Origin of the sequence: Kitasatospora sp. NPDC049285 (assembly GCF_040678815.1) — a bacterium.
Classification (GTDB): Bacteria; Actinomycetota; Actinomycetes; order Streptomycetales; family Streptomycetaceae; genus Kitasatospora.
Genome location: NZ_JBFAQR010000032.1, coordinates 64,486 through 80,794, shown reverse-complemented (window position 1 = coordinate 80,794; position 16,309 = coordinate 64,486). Strand labels below are relative to the sequence as shown.

Below are 16,309 nucleotides of genomic sequence, written 5' to 3'. Positions count from 1 at the left end.
GCACGAGAGGTCTACCGCGCGCTCACCAGCACAGCAGCCGCACGAATCACTCGAAACGACCTCGCGCCTGCCGCTTGACGTCTATAGGAGCATCGGCCGGCCCCGCCAGGGCGGACTCACGCGAACGCCTGGTGGCAGGAAACGTCGGGTCCGCGTCATTGCTGCCATCCGCGGGCCCTGGGAGCCTGGCGGCATGGAACAGCGCAGTGTGCTGATCGTCCTGTTCGAGGACGTGCAGAGTCTGGACGTGACGGGCCAGTTGGAGGTCTTCACGCTGGCGGGCGGCTACCGGGTCACCACCGCGTCGCTCGGCGGCGGGCCGGTGCGGACCGGCAGCGGGCTCGGGCTGCTGCCGGACGGGGACCTGGCGGCGGCCGGGGCGCCGCACACGCTGGTGGTACCGGGCGGACGCGGCGCCCGCCGGGAGGACCCGGCGCTGGTCGCACGGATCGCCGAACTCGCGGGCGGCGCACAGCGGGTGGCCTCGGTGTGCACCGGGGCGTTCCTGCTCGCCGCGGCGGGGCTGCTGGACGGGCGGCGGGCCACCACGCACTGGGCGCACTGGGAGGACCTCGCCGTCCGGCACCCGCAGGTCGCGGTGGACCCGGACCCGATCTACGTCCGGGACGGCCGGATCTCCACCTCCGCGGGCGTGACGGCCGGGATCGACCTGGCACTGGCGCTGGTCGAGGAGGACCTCGGCCGGGCCGCCGCGCTGGCCGTCGCCCGGCACCTGGTGATGTTCCTGCGGCGGCCGGGCGGGCAGTCGCAGTTCTCCACCCAGCTGACCGCCCAGTTCGCCGAGCGGGAGCCGCTGCGCGAGGTCCAGCGGTACATCGCCGAGCACCCGGCGGACGACCTCTCGGTGACCGCGCTGGCCCGCCGGGCCGCGCTCTCGCCCCGGCACTTCGCCCGGACGTTCACCGCCGAGGTGGGCATGACGCCCGGCCGCTACGTGGACGGCGTCCGCCTGGAGGCGGCCCGCCGCCGACTGGAGGAGAGCCGCGACGGCGTCGAGGAGATCGCCCGGACCTGCGGCTACGGCACCGCGGAGGCGCTGCGCCGGGCGTTCGCCCGGACGCTGTCGGTCACCCCGGGCGCGTACCGCCGGTCCTTCACCCCGTCCCCGGCCTGACGTTGCGTCAGATCAGCAGCCCGGCGGCGGCCGTCCGGTCGATGAACATCAGCTGGGCGCGCTTGTCCGGCAGGTCGATCTGCGGGCCGGGGGTGAAGCCGGTGCGGCGCAGGCGGGCGATGGCCTTGTCGTTGCGGGCGTCGGGTTCGGCGACGATCCGCAGGTGGCCGGGGTCGGCGAAGACGAAGCCCAGGAAGACGCCGACCAGGACGGCGGTGTAGCCGGGCCGGGCGGCGCCGGCGACCGGGCCGATCAGCAGGTGGACGCCGTGGTCGCCGGGCCGGACCTCGTAGCACTCGCCGACCGGGTCGTGCTCGGGCCGGTAGGTCTGGAACAGCGCGACGGGAGCGTCGTCGTGCAGCACCAGCCAGGCGAAGTGGCTGGGCAGCGAGTCGACGTAGGCGTAGATGTCCGCGACCTGCTCGACGGTGTGGTCGCGCATGCCCCAGAACCGGGCCCGGTCCTGGGTGACCCAGGAGTGGACGAGCGGGGCGTCACCGGCCGGGTCGAGCGAGCGGATCCGGACCTCGCCGAAGCCGGGAATCGTCCGGCGGTACGCGGTGTCGGGCATCAGGGGGTCTCCTCGGACGGCACGGGCAGCAGCGCACCGGCCAGCCAGTGCGTCAACTGGTCGCGGTGGTGCGGGTCTTCGGGGTTTCCGGCGGCGCCGAACGGCACCACCCAGCGGCTGTTCGCACGGTCGGCGAGGTCCCAGACGTAGCGGGCGGCGGGGCCGCGCGCCGAGCGGTCGGTGACGCCGGGGACGCTGGAGGTGGCGAGCACGCAGTCGTGGTCTCCGGCGAGGCCGGGCCAGTCGGCGTCGGGGGTGCCGGGGCGGGCCTGCCAGGGGGCGAGCCGGTGGTGCTCGCCCCAGGTGCCGGTGGGCGGCCGGTCGGCGGTCCGCTCCAGCGCGGCGCGCAGCGCGCCGGCCGGGTCGAGGCCGAGCGCGTCCTCGGCGATCAGCGCGTCCAGGGCGTAGCCGATCCTGGGCAGCAGGGCCAGCCAGGGCGTGAACAGCGCCGGGTACGGGTGCGCGGCGGCGAGCCCGGCGAGCACCGGACGCTGCGCCAACTCCCGGACCAGCGCAGTGCGCAGGGCCGCGTAGGCGGCGGCGTCGACGGAGTCGGCGGCCATCCGGCGGTCCCAGTGCAGCAGCCGGGCCCGCAGCTGCTCGGCGGCGGGGCTCAACCCGTCGAGGGTGGCGAGCAGTTCGAGGACCGGGCCGGCGGAGCCGAGCCAGGTGTCGGTGTGGATCTCGGCCTGCCGTTCGGCGTCCCAGACGGGGCGGGAGTCCAGCAGCGCGGCGATCCGCTCGGCCCGGTGCGGGGCGGAGAACTCGATGCCGAGCGGGGCGGCCAGGCCGCGCTGGTTGGCCATCACCGCGGTGCCGCGCACCTCGGCGCGGGGCGGCTCGGCCCAGCCCCGCCACGCGTACGCGGGCTCCCAGGCGGGCACCGGCTGCACCGAGTTGGCGCGCGGGCGGAGCGGGACGGCGCCGGCCACCCGGTGCAGCAGGCCGCCGCGGGTGTCGGCGGCGAGCACCACGTTGACCGGCTCGGCCCAGCGTTCGAGGGCGGCGGCCAGCTCGGCGACGGTGCGGGCGCGCAGCAGCGCGGGCAGTGCGGCGAACCCCAACTCGCCGGTCACCCGCGGCGGGTAGCGCAGGCTGAGGGCTTCGGCCGCGCTGTCGGGGCCGCCCGCGATCAGCGGGCCGCGGGCGGTCTCGACCACCCGCACCCGGACCGGCGGGCCGTCCAGGACGTGCACGGTCTCGGTGTGCTCAGCGGCGTCCGCCCAGCCGTCCGGGCCGAGCGCCTGGAGCCGGCCGTCGGGGGTGCGGCGCAGCCGCTCGCGGTAGAGGTCCTGGTAGTCGGCCATGGCGTTGGTGATCGCCCAGGCGACCTCGCCGGTGTGCCCGAAGTGGGCGATCCCGGGGACGCCGGGGACGGCGAGGCCGAGGACGTCGAACTCCGGGCAGGAGAGCCGGACCTGCTGGTAGATGCCGGGGTCCTCGACGAACCGGTGCGGGTCGCCGGCGATCAGCGGCTGCCCGGTGGCGGTGCGCTCGCCGGCGATCAGCCAGCCGTTGGAGCCGGAGGCGGCGGGGCCCTCGGTGGCGAAGGCCTCGGCGTGCTCGACGCCGAGGTGCCGGGCGACCCGGGCGCGCCACAGCTTGCCGGGGAAGCCGGCGAACAGGATGTGGTGCGAGAGCCACAGCGCGAGCGGCGTCCAGGGCTCCCACGGCTCCGGCCGCGCCTGTCCGAACTGCGGCGACGAGGCGTGCGCGAGGCCGGAGTTGACGCCGTCCACGTAGGCGGCGACCCATGCGGCGGTGGCCGCGTCGAGGGCGGCGTGGCAGCGCCGGGCGGTGTCGGCGAGCCGGGCCCGCCGGGCGAAGACGTCCCACTCCAGCTCGCCCGCGCCGAGCAGTTCGGCGGAGCGACCCTCGGCTCTTAGCCGCTCGACGTGCAGCTGCCAGGTGCGGTCCTCGGCGGCGTTGCGGCCCTGCAGCCGGGCGAGTTCGAGCGGGTCGGCGGCGGTCAGCCAGGGCACGCCCCACGCGTCGCGGCGGACCTCGCCGGGCTGATCGACCGTCATGCTCCCACCTTGATGCGGCGGTTGGCGGTGGGGACGACCAGCGGGGTGCCGGTCTCCGGGTCGGGGATGACCCGGCAGGGCAGCCGGAACACCTCCTCGACCAGGTCGGCGGTGACCACCTCGGCGGGCGGTCCGGCCGCGATCAGCCGGCCGTCGCGCAGCGCGACCAGGTGGGTGGCGTACCGGGCGGCCTGGTTGAGGTCGTGCAGCACCGCGACCAGGGTGCGGCCCTGCTCGCGGTGGAGCCGGGCGCATAGGTCGAGCACCTCGATCTGGTGGGCGATGTCCAGATACGTGGTGGGCTCGTCGAGCAGCAGCAGCGGGGTCTGCTGGGCGAGGGCCATGGCGATCCACACCCGCTGGCGCTGGCCGCCGGAGAGTTCGTCGACGGCGCGGTCGGCGAGGTCGGCGACGCCGGTGTCGGCCATCGCCTCGGCGACCACCCGCTCGTCCTCGGCGGACCACTGGCGCAGCACGCTCTGGTGCGGGTAGCGGCCGCGGGAGACCAGTTCGGCGACCGTGATGCCGTCGGGGGCGACGGAGGACTGCGGGAGCAGGCCGAGGGTGCGGGCGACCTGCTTGGCGGGCAGGTCGGCGATCGACCTGCCGTCCAGCAGGACCGTCCCGGCGGCCGGCTTGAGGGTGCGGGACAGGGCGCGCAGCAGGGTGGACTTGCCGCAGGCGTTGGGGCCGACCACGACGGTGAACGAGTGGTCGGGGATGTCGACGGTGAGTCCCTCGGCGATGGTGCGCTTCTCGTAGGCGAGGGTGAGGTCGCGGCCGGCCAGGCGGGGTGCGGACTGGGCCATGGGGGCTCCGATCGGGACGGGGAGGGGACGCTGGCCGACGGCCCGGGCCAGGGCCTTGCGCAGGCGGCAGGTCAGCGGGTTCACAGCCGGCCGGCCCGGCGCTGGGTGGCCAACAGCCAGACCAGGTAGCCGCCGCCGAGTACGCCGGTGACCACGCCGACCGGCGCCTGGTGGTCGGCGAACAGGTGCTGGGCGGTGAAGTCGGCGGTGACCAGCAGCGCGCCGCCGGTGCACATCGAGGCGGCCAGGTTGGGTCCGGGCACCCGGGTGAACCGGCGGGCCAGCTGCGGGGCGGTCAGCGCGACGAAGTTGACCGGCCCGGCGGCCGCCGCGGCGAGCGAGGCGAGCAGCACCGCGGCGGCCAGCAGCACCATCCGGACCCGCTCGGGGCGCACCCCGAGACCGCTCGCGGCGTCGTCGCCGAGCTCCAGGGCGCGCAGCGCGGGGCCGCAGCCGAGCAGCACCGCGGGGGCCAGCACGGCGAGGGCGATCAGCAGCGGCAGCGCGTCGTCCCAGCCGCGGCCGTCCAGGCTGCCGGTGAGCCAGAGCACCGCGCGGGCGGCGTCCATGAGCTGAGTGCGGGTCAGCAGGTAGCCGTTGAGGCCGGTGAGGATCGCGGCGGTGCCGATGCCGACCATCACCAGCCGGCTGCCCTGGACGCCGCCGCGCCAGGCGAGCGCGTAGATCGCGGCGCCGGTGGCCAGGCCGCCGCCGATCGCCCCGCCGGCCAGCGCGAGGCTGGAGCCGCCGGCCACCACGACCAGCAGCGCGCCGGTGGCCGCGCCCTGGGTGAAGCCGAGGATGTCGGGGCTGCCGAGCGGGTTGCGCACCAGGGTCTGGAACAGCGCGCCGGCCAGCGCCAGCGCCGCGCCGACCAGCAGCGCGGTGGCGATCCGGGGCAGCCGCAGCTGGTTGACGATGTAGTCCTCGGCGGGGCTGCCGCCGCCGAACAGGGTGCGCAGCACCTCGCCGGGGGCGATCGGGAAGTCGCCGCGGCCGAGCGCCAGCACGGCGACGGCGAGGGCGAGCAGCAGCGCGGCGACGACGACGGCGAGCGCCCGCGGGCGGTAGCGCAGCGAGAAGTGCGCCAGGCGGAGCGTCCTCATGTCCGGGTCCTCCGGCGGTGGGTGACGTGGCGGTGCGGCGTCATGCCCGGGCCCTCCCGCGGCGTGCGAAGTAGAGGAAGAAGGGTCCGCCGAGGACGGCGGTGACGATGCCGACCTGGAGTTCGCCGGGCCGGCCGAGCACCCGGCCGGCCACGTCGGCGCCGAGCAGCAGCACCGGGGCGAGCACCGCGCAGTACGGCAGCAGCCAGCGCAGGTCGGGTCCGGTGAGGGCGCGCACCAGGTGAGGGACCATCAGGCCGACGAAGACGATCGGCCCGCAGGCGGCGGTGGCGGCGCCGCACAGCAGGGTGACCGCGACGATCGCCACCGCGCGGATCGCCGCGGGGCGGGCGCCGAGGGCGCGGGCCGCGTCGTCGCCGAGGGCGAGCGCGTTCAGCGCGCGGGCCAGGCCCAGGGCGAGCAGCGTGCCGACCGCGATGAACGGCAACACTCCGACCACGGTGGAGGGTTGGGCGCCGGCCAGCGAGCCGACGGTCCAGAACCGCATCTTGTCCAGCGAGGCCGAGTCGAGCAGCATCACGGCGCTGACGTACGAGTACAGGGTGGCGTTCAGCGCCGCGCCGGCCAGGGCGAGGCGGGCCGGGGTGGCGCCGCGGCCGCCACCGACGGCGTAGACCAGCACCGAGACGACGGCGGCGCCGGCCAGCGCCCACCAGACGTAGCCGTCGAAGGAGGTGACGCCGAGGAAGGCGGCGGCGGTGGCGACCGCGGCGGAGGCGCCGGCGTTGATGCCGAGCAGTCCGGGGTCGGCCAGCGGGTTGCGGGTCAGCGCCTGCATCACGCCGCCCGCGAGGCCGAGGGCGATGCCGGCCAGCAGGCCGAGCAGGGTGCGCGGCAGCCGCATCTGGTGCACCACCGGGTAGCCGGGCGCGGCCCGGTCGACCAGGCCGTGCCAGACCTCGGCGGGGCTCAACTGCCGTGCGCCGAGGCCGAGGCTGAGCACCAGGACGGCGAGCAGCACGAGCAGCGCGGCGGCCAGTCCGAGTGCGCGGGGCGAGCTGCGGCGGGCGGCGGTGTCGCCGCGGATCGGGAGCGAGCTGGTGGCGGTCACGGGTGCTCCGGATGGCATCGGGGGTCCGCGGACCGGTCACGGTTCGTCACGGACCGACCCCTGGACAGGAACTTAGGTTAGGTTAACCTATGTTCGCCGCGCCGATCTGCTGCGCCGATCCGCTGCGCTCCCCCGCGCTCTGCGTGTGATCCGCTCCCCCGTCGCACCGAAGGACTTCGCCATGCCGTCTTCCCCCCGCCTCACCCGCCGCGGTCTGCTCGCCGCGGGCGGCGCCACCGCACTGGGCGCCGCCCTCGCCGCCTGCGGCTCGTCCGGCGAGTCGTCCGGCGGTGCGGCCAAGTCGGCCGGGAGCAGCGGTCCGTGGAGCTTCACCGACGACCGCGGCAAGGCCGTCACCGCGAAGAGCACCCCGTCCCGGGTGGTGGCCTTCACCGGCACCGCCGCCGCGCTCGCCGACTTCGGCCTGGACAGGCAACTGGTCGGCGTCTTCGGCGAGACCAAGGCCTCCGACGGCAAGGCCGATCCGCAGGCGGGCAGCCTGGACGTCGACCGGATCGAGATCATCGGCAATGCCTGGGGCGAGTTCTCCATCGAGAAGTACGCGGCCCTGCGCCCCGAGCTGCTGGTGACCCACATGTACGAGCCGGACGCGCTCTGGTACGTGCCGGACGAGTCCAAGGACAAGATCGTCCCGCTCGCCCCGGTGGTGGCGATCTCCACCGGCAAGGTGTCCATCACCCAGCCGATCGAGCACTACGCCAAGCTGGCCGAGTCGCTCGGCGCGGACCTGAAGGCGCCGAAGGTCACCGACGCCAAGGCCCGGTTCGAGAAGGCCGCCGAGTCGGTGCGCCAGGCCGCCAAGGCGGCCGGCGGCGTCAAGGTGATGGCCTGCTCCGGCAGCGCCGACATCTTCTACGTCTCCAACCCGAAGATCTCCTGCGACCTGATCTTCTTCGCCGAGCTGGGCGTGCAGTTCGTGCAGCCGGAGAAGACCGACGGCGGCGACTACTACGAGAGCCTGAGCTGGGAGAACGCCGGCAAGTACGCGGCCGACATCCTGCTGCTCGACCAGCGCTCGACCGCCCTGCAGCCCAAGGACCTGGCGGCCAAGCCCGCCTGGGGCCAGTTGCCCGCGGTGAAGGCCGGTCAGATCACCCCCTGGGACGCGGTGCCGCGCTTCTCCCACGCCGGCTTCGCCCCGCTGCTGGAACGCCTCGCCGAGGCGATCCGCACCTCCCGCAAGCTGAGCTGAAAGGCCGTCGGATGAGCACCGAGACACAGGAGTACGACTTCTTCCCGGCACACGTGGTGCGCACCCGGCGGCTCGGCCCGACCATGCTGCGGGTCACCTTCGGCGGCGCTGCGCTGGAGCGGTTCGCCAGTGGCGGACGCGACCAGTCGTTCTCGCTCTTCCTGCCGCACCCCGGCCAGGCCGAGCCCGAACTGCCATACCACGAGGGCGAGAACTGGTTCCACGCCTGGCGGGCGATCCCCGCGGAGGAGCGCGCGGTGATGCGCTCGTACACCGTCCGGGCGCAGCGCACCTCGCCGCCCGAGGTGGACGTGGACTTCGCGCTGCACGGCACCGGTCCGGCCGACCACGCCCCGGCCGGCCCGGCCGCCCGCTGGGCCGCGGAGGCGGGGCCGGGCGCCCGGGTGGTGCTGCTCGGCCCGGCGCTCGCCGACAACCGCTCGGTGGGCTTCCGCCCGCCGCCGGACACCGACTTCGCGCTGCTGGTCGCCGACGAGACGGCGCTGCCCGCGGTCGGCGGCATCCTGGACTGGCTGCCGCCCGGCACCCGGGCGCTGGTCTGGATCGAGGTACCGGATCCGGCCGACATCCAGGACCTGTCCGGGGCCGGCCGGGTGGACGTCACCTGGCTGGTGCGCGAGCCCGGCAAGCCGTCCGGCCTGCTGGACGCGCTGCGCGCGGCCGAGCTGCCCGCAGGCACCCCGTACGCCTGGATCGCGGGGGAGTCCGGCCTGGTCAAGGAGGTGCGCCGGCACCTGGTGCGCGAGCGCGGCGTGGACAAGCGCGCGGTGAGCTTCACCGGCTACTGGCGGCGCGGCGCCAGCGAGGACCGGATCCGCGAGGAGGCCTACGCCGAACTGGCGTGATCCCGACGCTGCCTGACGGCCCGTCCGCCCTGAAGTGGGCGGACGGGCCTTTCGCATGAACGAACTTAGGTTAGGCTAACCTCACTTCAGCAACTCACCTGCCGACGTTGAGGACTGACCATGAGTTTCCCGGGAGTAGCCCTCCAGCCCCGCGAGCAGCTGTTCAACGACCGCACCCTGGACCGCTACCGCCGCGTGCTGCACGCCGGGGTGGAGCTGGTCGCCGAGCGGATCGCCGACACCGCACGGCCGTTCAGCGGGACCACCCCCGAGCAGCTGCGCCCGGTCGTCGACGGGGTCGACCTGGACGCGCCGCTCGGCTCCGAGGCCGCCGCGCTGGACGAGCTCGGCGAGGTCTACCTGCGGGACGCGGTCTACTTCCACCACCCGCGCTACCTGGCCCACCTCAACTGCCCGGTGGTGATACCCGCGTTGCTCGGCGAGGCGGTGCTCACCGCGGTGAACTCCTCGTTGGACACCTGGGACCAGAGCGCCGGTGCCACCCTGATCGAGCGCAAACTGATCGACTGGACGGCCGGCCGGATCGGCCTCGGGCCGGACGCCGACGGGGTGTTCACCAGCGGCGGCACCCAGTCCAACTTCCAGGCGCTGCTGCTGGCCCGCGAGCAGGCGCTCGCCGCCGACCCCCGGCCGCGCGCCGAACTGCTGCCCCGGCTGCGGATCATCGCCTCCGAGGCGAGCCACTTCAGCGTCCGCAAGTCGGCCAAGATGCTCGGCCTCACCCCCGACGCGGTGATCCCGATCGGCACCGACCACGCCCGCCGGCTCAAGCCCGAACTGCTGGAGGCGGCACTGGAGTTCTGCCGCCGCGAGGACCTGCCGGTGATCGCCGTGGTGGCCACCGCCGGCACCACCGACTTCGGCTCCGTCGACCCGCTGCCGCGGATCGCCGACGCCTGCGCGGCCGCCCGGACGTGGCTGCACGTGGACGCCGCCTACGGCTGCGGGCTGCTGGTCTCGCCGACCCGCCGCGCACTGCTGGCAGGCATCGAGCGAGCCGACTCGGTCACCGTCGACTACCACAAGTCCTTCTTCCAGCCGGTGAGTTCCTCCGCCCTGCTGGTGCGCGACCGGACCACCCTGCGGCACGCCACCTACCACGCCGACTACCTCAACCCGGCCCGCACCGCCGAGCTGGTCCCCAACCAGGTCGACAAGAGCATCCAGACCACCCGGCGCTTCGACGCGCTCAAACTGTGGCTGACCCTGCGGGTGATGGGCGCCGACGGCGTCGGCGCGCTCTTCGACCAGGTGGTCGACCTGGCCGCCGAGGCCTACGAACTCCTCGACCGCGACGAGCGGTTCGAGGTGGTCACCCGCTCCGCGCTGTCTACCGTGGTGTTCCGCTGGCGGGGCCCCGAGGGCGCCGGACCGCACGCCGACGCCGCCAACCTGCACGCCCGCGAGGCGCTGGCCGCCTCCGGCGAGGCGGTGGTCGCCGGGACGGTCGTCGACGGCCGGCACTTCCTGAAGTTCACCCTGCTCAACCCGGAGACCACGCTCGCCGACGTCGCGGCCGTGCTCGACCTGATCGACGCCCACGCCGCCGACCACCTGGACGCCCAGGCCGCCACCGCCCTGCGCCGCGTCGCGGGCTGACCCCGAGGAGACCCCCGTGCACGACTTCATCGCCGTCGGCCTCGGCCCCTACAACCTGGGTCTGGCCTGCCTGACCGCCCCGCTCGACGACCTCGACGGCCTGTTCCTGGAGGCCCGCGAGGAGTTCGACTGGCACCCCGGGATGCTGCTGGACTTCGCCACCCTGCAGACCCCGTTCATGGCCGACCTGGTCACCCTGGCCGACCCGACCTCGCGCTACTCCTTCCTCAACTACCTGAAGCAGCGCGGCCGGCTCTACCCGTTCTACATACGCGAGCAGTTCTACCCGGTGCGCGCCGAGTACAACGCCTACTGCCGGTGGGCCGCCGAGCAGCTCGGATCCGTCCGGTTCGGCCAGACGGTCACCCGGATCGAGTACACCGACGGCGGCTACACCGTGCACGCCGACACCGCCGACGGCCCGGTCGCGCACCGCGCCCGCCGTCTGGTGCTGGGCACCGGCACCCCGCCGTACCTGCCCGAGCCGTGCCGCGGCCTGGGCGGCGGACTGCTGCACAATTCCGGCTACCTGGCGGGCAAGGCCGAACTGCAGACCAGGCGGAGCATCACCGTGGTCGGCAGCGGCCAGAGCGCCGCCGAGATCTACTACGACCTGCTGGCCGACCAGCAGCCCGGCGGCTACAAGCTGAACTGGGTGACCCGCTCCTCGCGGTTCTTCCCGCTGGAGTACACCAAGCTCACCCTGGAGATGACCTCCCCGGAGTACGTGGACTACTACCACGCGCTGCCGGAGGACACCCGCTACCGGCTGGAGGCCGAGCAGAAGGGCCTGTTCAAGGGCATCGACGCCGACCTGATCAACAGCATCTTCGACCTGCTCTACCAGAAGAGCGTCACCGGCCCGGTGGCCACCCGACTGTTCACCAACTCCTCTCTGAAGAGCGCCAGTTGGTCCGAGCAGCAGGGCCGCTACACGCTCGGCTTCGAACACGCCGAGCAGCGGCGCGCGTTCACCCTGGAGACCGAGGGCCTGGTGCTGGCCACCGGCTACCGGTACCAGGTGCCCGCCTTCCTGGAGCCGATCCGCGACCGGATCCGCTGGGACGGCCGCGGCCGCTTCGACGTCGGCCGCAACTACAGCATCGACCACGGCGGCGGGGAGGTCTTCCTGCAGAACGCCGCCACCCACGCCCACTCGATCACCTCCCCCGACCTCGGCATGGGCCCGTACCGCAACTCGTGGATCATCCGCGAGCTGGTCGGCCGCGAGGTCTACCCGGTCGAGAAGTCCATCGCCTTCCAGGAGTTCGGCGCCCCCGAGGGCGTGGTCGCATGAGCACCGCCACCGTCTACCGCCGCGACCACGCCGCCCTCGGCGCCTTCGCCGTCCGCCCGCTCGACCCCGAGGGCGACGCCGAGCTGCTGCACCGCTGGGTCACCCACCCCAAGGCCGCGTTCTGGATGATGCAGCGGGCGAGCCTCGGCGAGGTCGCCGCCGAGTACCGGCGGATCACCGAACACCCGCACCACGACGCCTACCTGGGCCTGCACGAGGGCGTCCCCGCCTTCCTGGTCGAGCGCTACGACCCGGCCCGGGTCGAACTCGCCGGCCTCTACCCCGCGCAGCCGGGCGACGTCGGCATGCACTTCCTCACCGCGCCGAGCGACACCCCGGTGCACGGCTTCACCCGCGCGGTGATCGGCACGGTGATGGCCTTCCTGTTCGACGACCCGGCCACCGCCCGGGTGGTGGTGGAGCCGGACGTCCGCAACACCGCCGTGCACGCGCTGAACGCCGCGGTCGGCTTCCGGGTGCTCGGCGAGATCACCAAACCCGAGAAGCAGGCGCTGCTCAGCGTCTGCACCCGCGCCGACCACCAGACCGCCACCGGAAGTGACGCATGACCACCGCACACCTCACCCCCGACCTCTGGGCGCGCGCCAACCGCCACCTGGTCCGCAAGGCGATCGCCGAGTTCAGCCACGAGCGACTCCTGACGCCTCGTCATCTCGCCGACGGCCGCTACGAGCTGACCTGCGACGACGGCACGACGGTGTACCGCTTCACCGCCCGGCGCTACGCCCTCGACCACTGGCATCTGGACGCGGACTCCCTCAGCCGGCACCGCAGCACCGAGCCGGAGCACGAACTCCCGCTCGACGCCGTCGACTTCTGCACCGAGTTCGCCGGCTCGCTGGGCCTGTCCGCGCAGGTCCTGCCGGTCTACCTGGAGGAGATCACCTCCACCCTCGCCTCCGCCGCGTTCAAGCTCGGCCGCCCGCAGCCGAGCGCCGCCGAACTCGCCAAGGCCGACTTCCAGACCATCGAGACCGGCATGACCGAGGGCCACCCCGGCTTCGTCGCCAACAACGGCCGGCTCGGCTTCGGCGGCGACGAGTACCCGCGGTACGCCCCCGAGGCCGCCAGCCCGGTCCGGCTGCTGTGGCTCGCCGCGCACCGCGAGCACACCACCTTCACCAGCTGCGCCGACCTGGACTACCGCACCCTGCTGGACGGCGAGTTGGGCCCCGAGCAGCTCGCCGGGTTCACCGCCGTCCTGGTCGACGCCGGCCTCGACCCGGACGCCTACCTGCTGCTGCCCGTCCACCCCTGGCAGTGGTGGAACAAGCTCTCCGTCACCTTCGCCGGCGAACTCGCCACCCGCCGCCTGGTGTTCCTCGGCGAAGGCCGCGACGACTACCTCGCCCAGCAGTCCATCCGCACCTTCTTCAACACCAGCGACCCGGCCAAGCACTACGTCAAGACCGCCCTGTCGGTGCTCAACATGGGCTTCATGCGCGGCCTCTCGGCCGCCTACATGGAGGCCACCCCGGCGATCAACGACTGGCTGGCCCGGCTGATCGCCGCCGACCCGGTGCTCACCGCCAGCGGGCTGACCGTCATCCGCGAGCGGGCCGCCATCGGCTACCGGCACCGCCAGTACGAGGCCGCCACCGACCGGTACTCCCCGTACCGCAAGATGCTCGCCGCGCTGTGGCGGGAGAGCCCGGTGCCCGCCCTCGCCCCCGGCCAGCGGCTCACCACGATGGCCGCGCTGCTGCACAGCGACACCGACGGCCACCCGCTGGCCGCGGCGCTGGTCGAACAGTCCGGCCTCGCCCCCGCGGTGTGGCTGCGCCGCTACCTGGACGCCTACCTGGTACCGCTGCTGCACAGCTTCTACGCCTACGACCTGGCGTTCATGCCGCACGGCGAGAACACCATCCTGGTGCTGGAGGACGGCGCGGTGGTCCGCGCGGTGTTCAAGGACATCGCCGAGGAGATCGTGGTGATGGACCCGCACGCGGTGCTCCCGCCCGAGGTCCAGCGGATCCGCGCCGACGTGCCGGAGGGGATGCGACTGCTGTCGATCTTCACCGACGTCTTCGACTGCTTCTTCCGCTACCTCGCGCCGCTGCTCGCCGAGGCCGGCACGCTGGACGAGGACGCGTTCTGGCGCACCGTCGCCGAGTGCGTCGCCGACTACCGCGACTCGGTGCCGCACCTCGCCGAGCGGTTCGAGCGGTTCGACCCGTTCGCCGCGGAGTTCGCGCTCTCCTGCCTCAACCGGCTGCAGCTGCGCGACAACCGGCAGATGGTCGACCTGGCCGACCCGTCCGGCGCCCTCCAGCTGGTCGGCACCCTGGCCAACCCGCTCGCCCGCCACCCCCGGTGAGCACCCTCGGGGCCGTCAGCGCCACCGATCGGCACTGATGCCCCATCATCGCTCTTGCGAATGACTTGCAATAGTGTGGCGGTTGCAACGGACCCTCCGTCAACCGAGAAGGGGCTGCCCCGCCATGTCCGCGTACACGCTGCCTGACCTCCCGTACGACTACTCCGCCCTGGAGCGGGCGATGTCCGCCGAGATCCTGGAGCTGCACCACTCCAAGCACCACCTGGCCTACGTCAACGGCGCCAACCAGACGCTGGAGCAGCTCGCCGAGGCCCGGGACAAGGAGCAGTTCGGCAGCCTGGTCGGCCTGCAGAAGACGCTCGCCTTCCACCTCTCCGGCCACGTGCTGCACTCGCTGTTCTGGGAGAACCTCTCCCCCGAGGGCGGCGACCGCCCCGAGGGCGCCCTCGCCGACGCCGTCACCGAGCACTTCGGCTCCTTCGAGGCCTTCCGGAAGCAGCTCACCGCCGCCACCGTCGGCGTCCAGGGCTCCGGCTGGGGCATCCTCTCCTGGGAACCGCTCGGCAGGCGCCTGATCGTCGAGCAGGTCTACGACCACCACGGCAACGTCGGCCAGGGCACCACCCCGCTGCTCGCCTTCGACGCCTGGGAGCACGCCTACTACCTGCAGTACAAGAACGTCCGCCCCGACTACGTCACCCGGCTCTGGGACGTCGTCAACTGGCAGGACGTCAGCGCCCGGTTCGCCGCCGCCTCGGCCTGACGCACCGGCCCGCACCCCCGCTCCCGGGGCCCGCCGCTCCCACCGGCGGGCCCCGGGCTCCTCCCCGGGCACCGGCTCAGCGGAAGGCCGGCAGCGCCCCCGCCGCCCAGTCCGCGAAGCCCCGGGCCGGCCGGCCCAGCACCCGGGACACGTCCGCGCTCGCCGCCCGCTCCTCGGGCAGCGGCTCGCCCAGCACGTCCAGCGTGCCGTCGGCCACCTCCGGCGGCATGAAGCGCAGCAGCTCCGTCCGCGCCTGCGCCCGGTCCAGCTCCACGAACTCGACCTTCTCGCCGAGCAGTTCACCGAGCAGCTCGGCCTGCCGCCGCGGCCCCACCGGCTCCGGACCGGTCAGCACGTAGGTGCGCCCGTGGTGCCCGTCCTCGCGCAGCACCGCCGCGGCGACCGCCGCCAGGTCCGCCGGGTCCACCACCGGCAGCGCCACCTCGCCGAACGGCGCGAACACCGTCCGCCGCCCGCGCACCGACTCCGCCCAGGCGTAGGCGTTCGACGCGAACCCGGCCGGCCGCAGCACCGTCCACTCCAGCCCGCTGCCGCGCACCGCCGCCTCGAACTCCCGCAGCAGCGCGTGTGACGGCGCCTGCGGACGGGTGCCCGTCAGCTGCGAGGAGAGCAGCACCACCCGCCGCACCCCCGACTCCCGTACCACTGCCAGCAGTTCCTCCGCCGGCACCGCCAACTCACCGGGCAGCAGCAGGAACAGCGCGCTCGCCCCGGCCAGCGCCGGGCGCAGCGCCTCGACGTCCGCGAGGTCCACCCGGTGCGCCAACACCCCGTCCGGCAGCCCCTCGGCCGCGCCCCGGCGCGACACCGCCGTCACCCGCTCCCCCGCCGCCGCCAGCTCCGCCACCAGCGGACGCCCGATGTTCCCGGTCGCCCCCGTCACCACGATCACGACAACTCCCCATGTTCGGTTGGTCGTTGGGCCTTGCTCGGGCCCTCCGTCGATGCGACGCTAACATCCCGGAGATACTAGGTACCTAGAGGAAAGTGACTACCCTTCAGGAGGGTTCCGTGCCGTCGACGCCCGTACCGCCGTGCGCCATCAGCCCCGTCCTCGACGTGGTCTTCAGCCGCTGGACCACCCCCATCCTGTGGACCCTCCACCAGCTCGGCCGGCAGCGCTTCGTCGAACTGCACCGCAACGTCGGCGCCATCACCCCGAAGGTGCTCACCCAGCGCCTGCGCCAGCTGGAACGCGACGGCCTGGTCACCCGCACCTACCACCCCGAGGTCCCGCCCCGCGTCGAGTACGACATCACCCCGCTCGGCCGCAGCCTCTCCCCGGTCTTCGCCGCCCTCACCGACTGGTCCGAACACCACCTCCCCGAGGTCGACCGCGCCCGCGCCGCCTTCGACAGCAACTGACGCCACGCCAGGCACGCGGGGAACTGGGCAGGCAACCCCCCACCCGCCGCCGGATCCGGCCACCCCTCAACACCCCCACCCCCGCCCGGCCCCACCCACCCAGCTGCTCCTGCCTCTCCCGCCTCCCCGCCCGTTTCCTCCG

The 16,309-nt window shown here is 73.9% G+C and carries 15 protein-coding genes; 9 read left to right on the top strand and 6 right to left on the bottom strand.

Annotated elements, in window-relative coordinates; all coding sequences use genetic code 11:
* Positions 1–193: 193 nt before the first annotated feature.
* Complete coding sequence (locus AB0K51_RS21180; protein WP_363457626.1) at positions 194–1,135, top strand: DJ-1/PfpI family protein; 942 nt, start codon at positions 194–196, stop codon at positions 1,133–1,135.
* Positions 1,136–1,142: 7 nt separating this feature from the next.
* Here the strand turns inward: AB0K51_RS21180 and AB0K51_RS21175 are convergent, their stop codons facing one another.
* The 5 genes from AB0K51_RS21175 to AB0K51_RS21155 all read right to left on the bottom strand — a co-directional run bounded on the left by AB0K51_RS21175 (position 1,143) and on the right by AB0K51_RS21155 (position 6,720).
* The gene (locus tag AB0K51_RS21175; protein ID WP_363457623.1) at positions 1,143–1,706 is read right to left on the bottom strand and encodes a GNAT family N-acetyltransferase; all 564 of its coding nucleotides are present in this window, start codon (positions 1,704–1,706) and stop codon (positions 1,143–1,145) included.
* Positions 1,706–3,733, bottom strand: a complete 2,028-nt coding sequence (locus tag AB0K51_RS21170; protein ID WP_363457621.1) for a penicillin acylase family protein — start codon at positions 3,731–3,733, stop codon at positions 1,706–1,708. The genes AB0K51_RS21175 and AB0K51_RS21170 overlap by 1 nt, the downstream gene beginning before the upstream one ends.
* The gene (locus tag AB0K51_RS21165; RefSeq protein ID WP_363457618.1) at positions 3,730–4,542 is read right to left on the bottom strand and encodes an ABC transporter ATP-binding protein; all 813 of its coding nucleotides are present in this window, start codon (positions 4,540–4,542) and stop codon (positions 3,730–3,732) included. The genes AB0K51_RS21170 and AB0K51_RS21165 overlap by 4 nt, the downstream gene beginning before the upstream one ends.
* 80 nt (positions 4,543–4,622) lie before the next feature.
* Positions 4,623–5,648 carry an iron chelate uptake ABC transporter family permease subunit gene (locus AB0K51_RS21160; protein WP_363457615.1) on the bottom strand — a complete coding sequence of 342 codons (1,026 nt, stop codon included), beginning with the start codon at positions 5,646–5,648 and terminating at the stop codon, positions 4,623–4,625.
* Positions 5,649–5,688: 40 nt separating this feature from the next.
* A complete protein-coding gene (locus tag AB0K51_RS21155) occupies positions 5,689–6,720 on the bottom strand; it encodes an iron chelate uptake ABC transporter family permease subunit (RefSeq protein WP_363457612.1) in 1,032 nt (343 codons plus the stop codon).
* A 181-nt stretch (positions 6,721–6,901) separates the two neighbouring features.
* Here AB0K51_RS21155 and AB0K51_RS21150 point away from each other — a divergent pair, with 181 nt between their 5' ends.
* From AB0K51_RS21150 to AB0K51_RS21120, 7 genes are all read left to right on the top strand, one after another.
* On the top strand, positions 6,902–7,933 hold the full coding sequence (locus AB0K51_RS21150) for an ABC transporter substrate-binding protein (protein ID WP_363457609.1): 1,032 nt from the start codon (positions 6,902–6,904) through the stop codon (positions 7,931–7,933).
* Positions 7,934–7,944: 11 nt separating this feature from the next.
* Positions 7,945–8,799 carry a siderophore-interacting protein gene (locus tag AB0K51_RS21145; RefSeq protein WP_363457606.1) on the top strand — a complete coding sequence of 285 codons (855 nt, stop codon included), beginning with the start codon at positions 7,945–7,947 and terminating at the stop codon, positions 8,797–8,799.
* A 120-nt stretch (positions 8,800–8,919) separates the two neighbouring features.
* Positions 8,920–10,419: an aspartate aminotransferase family protein gene (locus tag AB0K51_RS21140; RefSeq protein ID WP_363457603.1), complete on the top strand. Its 1,500-nt coding sequence runs from the start codon at positions 8,920–8,922 to the stop codon at positions 10,417–10,419.
* A gap of 16 nt (positions 10,420–10,435) precedes the next feature.
* A complete protein-coding gene (locus AB0K51_RS21135) occupies positions 10,436–11,716 on the top strand; it encodes a SidA/IucD/PvdA family monooxygenase (protein ID WP_363457601.1) in 1,281 nt (426 codons plus the stop codon).
* Positions 11,713–12,285, top strand: coding sequence for a GNAT family N-acetyltransferase (locus tag AB0K51_RS21130; protein ID WP_363457598.1), 573 nt, complete (start codon positions 11,713–11,715; stop codon positions 12,283–12,285). Before AB0K51_RS21135 ends, AB0K51_RS21130 begins: the two co-directional genes overlap by 4 nt.
* Entirely contained in the window at positions 12,282–14,057 is a 1,776-nt protein-coding gene (locus tag AB0K51_RS21125) for an IucA/IucC family siderophore biosynthesis protein (protein ID WP_363457596.1), read from the top strand. Before AB0K51_RS21130 ends, AB0K51_RS21125 begins: the two co-directional genes overlap by 4 nt.
* A 124-nt stretch (positions 14,058–14,181) precedes the next feature.
* Positions 14,182–14,781 carry a superoxide dismutase gene (locus AB0K51_RS21120; RefSeq protein ID WP_363457593.1) on the top strand — a complete coding sequence of 200 codons (600 nt, stop codon included), beginning with the start codon at positions 14,182–14,184 and terminating at the stop codon, positions 14,779–14,781.
* Between the two features lie 76 nt (positions 14,782–14,857).
* Here AB0K51_RS21120 and AB0K51_RS21115 read toward each other — a convergent pair whose 3' ends face one another.
* Positions 14,858–15,694 (bottom strand): NAD(P)H-binding protein, encoded by an 837-nt coding sequence (locus AB0K51_RS21115; RefSeq protein WP_363457590.1) that lies wholly within the window; start codon positions 15,692–15,694, stop codon positions 14,858–14,860.
* Positions 15,695–15,813: 119 nt separating this feature from the next.
* Between AB0K51_RS21115 and AB0K51_RS21110 the strand changes: the two genes are divergently transcribed.
* The gene (locus AB0K51_RS21110) at positions 15,814–16,167 is read left to right on the top strand and encodes a helix-turn-helix domain-containing protein (RefSeq protein ID WP_363457587.1); all 354 of its coding nucleotides are present in this window, start codon (positions 15,814–15,816) and stop codon (positions 16,165–16,167) included.
* The last annotated feature ends 142 nt before the right edge of the window (positions 16,168–16,309 follow it).

Bases quoted from the DNA above. Each gene is read 5' to 3' on its own strand.
- AB0K51_RS21165 (WP_363457618.1), bottom strand. From the start codon at position 4,542: ATGGCCCAGTCCGCACCCCGCCTGGCCGGCCGCGACCTCACCCTCGCC.
- AB0K51_RS21125 (WP_363457596.1), top strand. From the start codon at position 12,282: ATGACCACCGCACACCTCACCCCCGACCTCTGGGCGCGCGCCAACCGC.
- AB0K51_RS21170 (WP_363457621.1), bottom strand. From the start codon at position 3,733: ATGACGGTCGATCAGCCCGGCGAGGTCCGCCGCGACGCGTGGGGCGTG.
- AB0K51_RS21140 (WP_363457603.1), top strand. From the start codon at position 8,920: ATGAGTTTCCCGGGAGTAGCCCTCCAGCCCCGCGAGCAGCTGTTCAAC.
- AB0K51_RS21175 (WP_363457623.1), bottom strand. From the start codon at position 1,706: ATGCCCGACACCGCGTACCGCCGGACGATTCCCGGCTTCGGCGAGGTC.
- AB0K51_RS21160 (WP_363457615.1), bottom strand. From the start codon at position 5,648: ATGAGGACGCTCCGCCTGGCGCACTTCTCGCTGCGCTACCGCCCGCGG.
- AB0K51_RS21150 (WP_363457609.1), top strand. From the start codon at position 6,902: ATGCCGTCTTCCCCCCGCCTCACCCGCCGCGGTCTGCTCGCCGCGGGC.
- AB0K51_RS21120 (WP_363457593.1), top strand. From the start codon at position 14,182: ATGTCCGCGTACACGCTGCCTGACCTCCCGTACGACTACTCCGCCCTG.
- AB0K51_RS21180 (WP_363457626.1), top strand. From the start codon at position 194: ATGGAACAGCGCAGTGTGCTGATCGTCCTGTTCGAGGACGTGCAGAGT.
- AB0K51_RS21130 (WP_363457598.1), top strand. From the start codon at position 11,713: ATGAGCACCGCCACCGTCTACCGCCGCGACCACGCCGCCCTCGGCGCC.
- AB0K51_RS21145 (WP_363457606.1), top strand. From the start codon at position 7,945: ATGAGCACCGAGACACAGGAGTACGACTTCTTCCCGGCACACGTGGTG.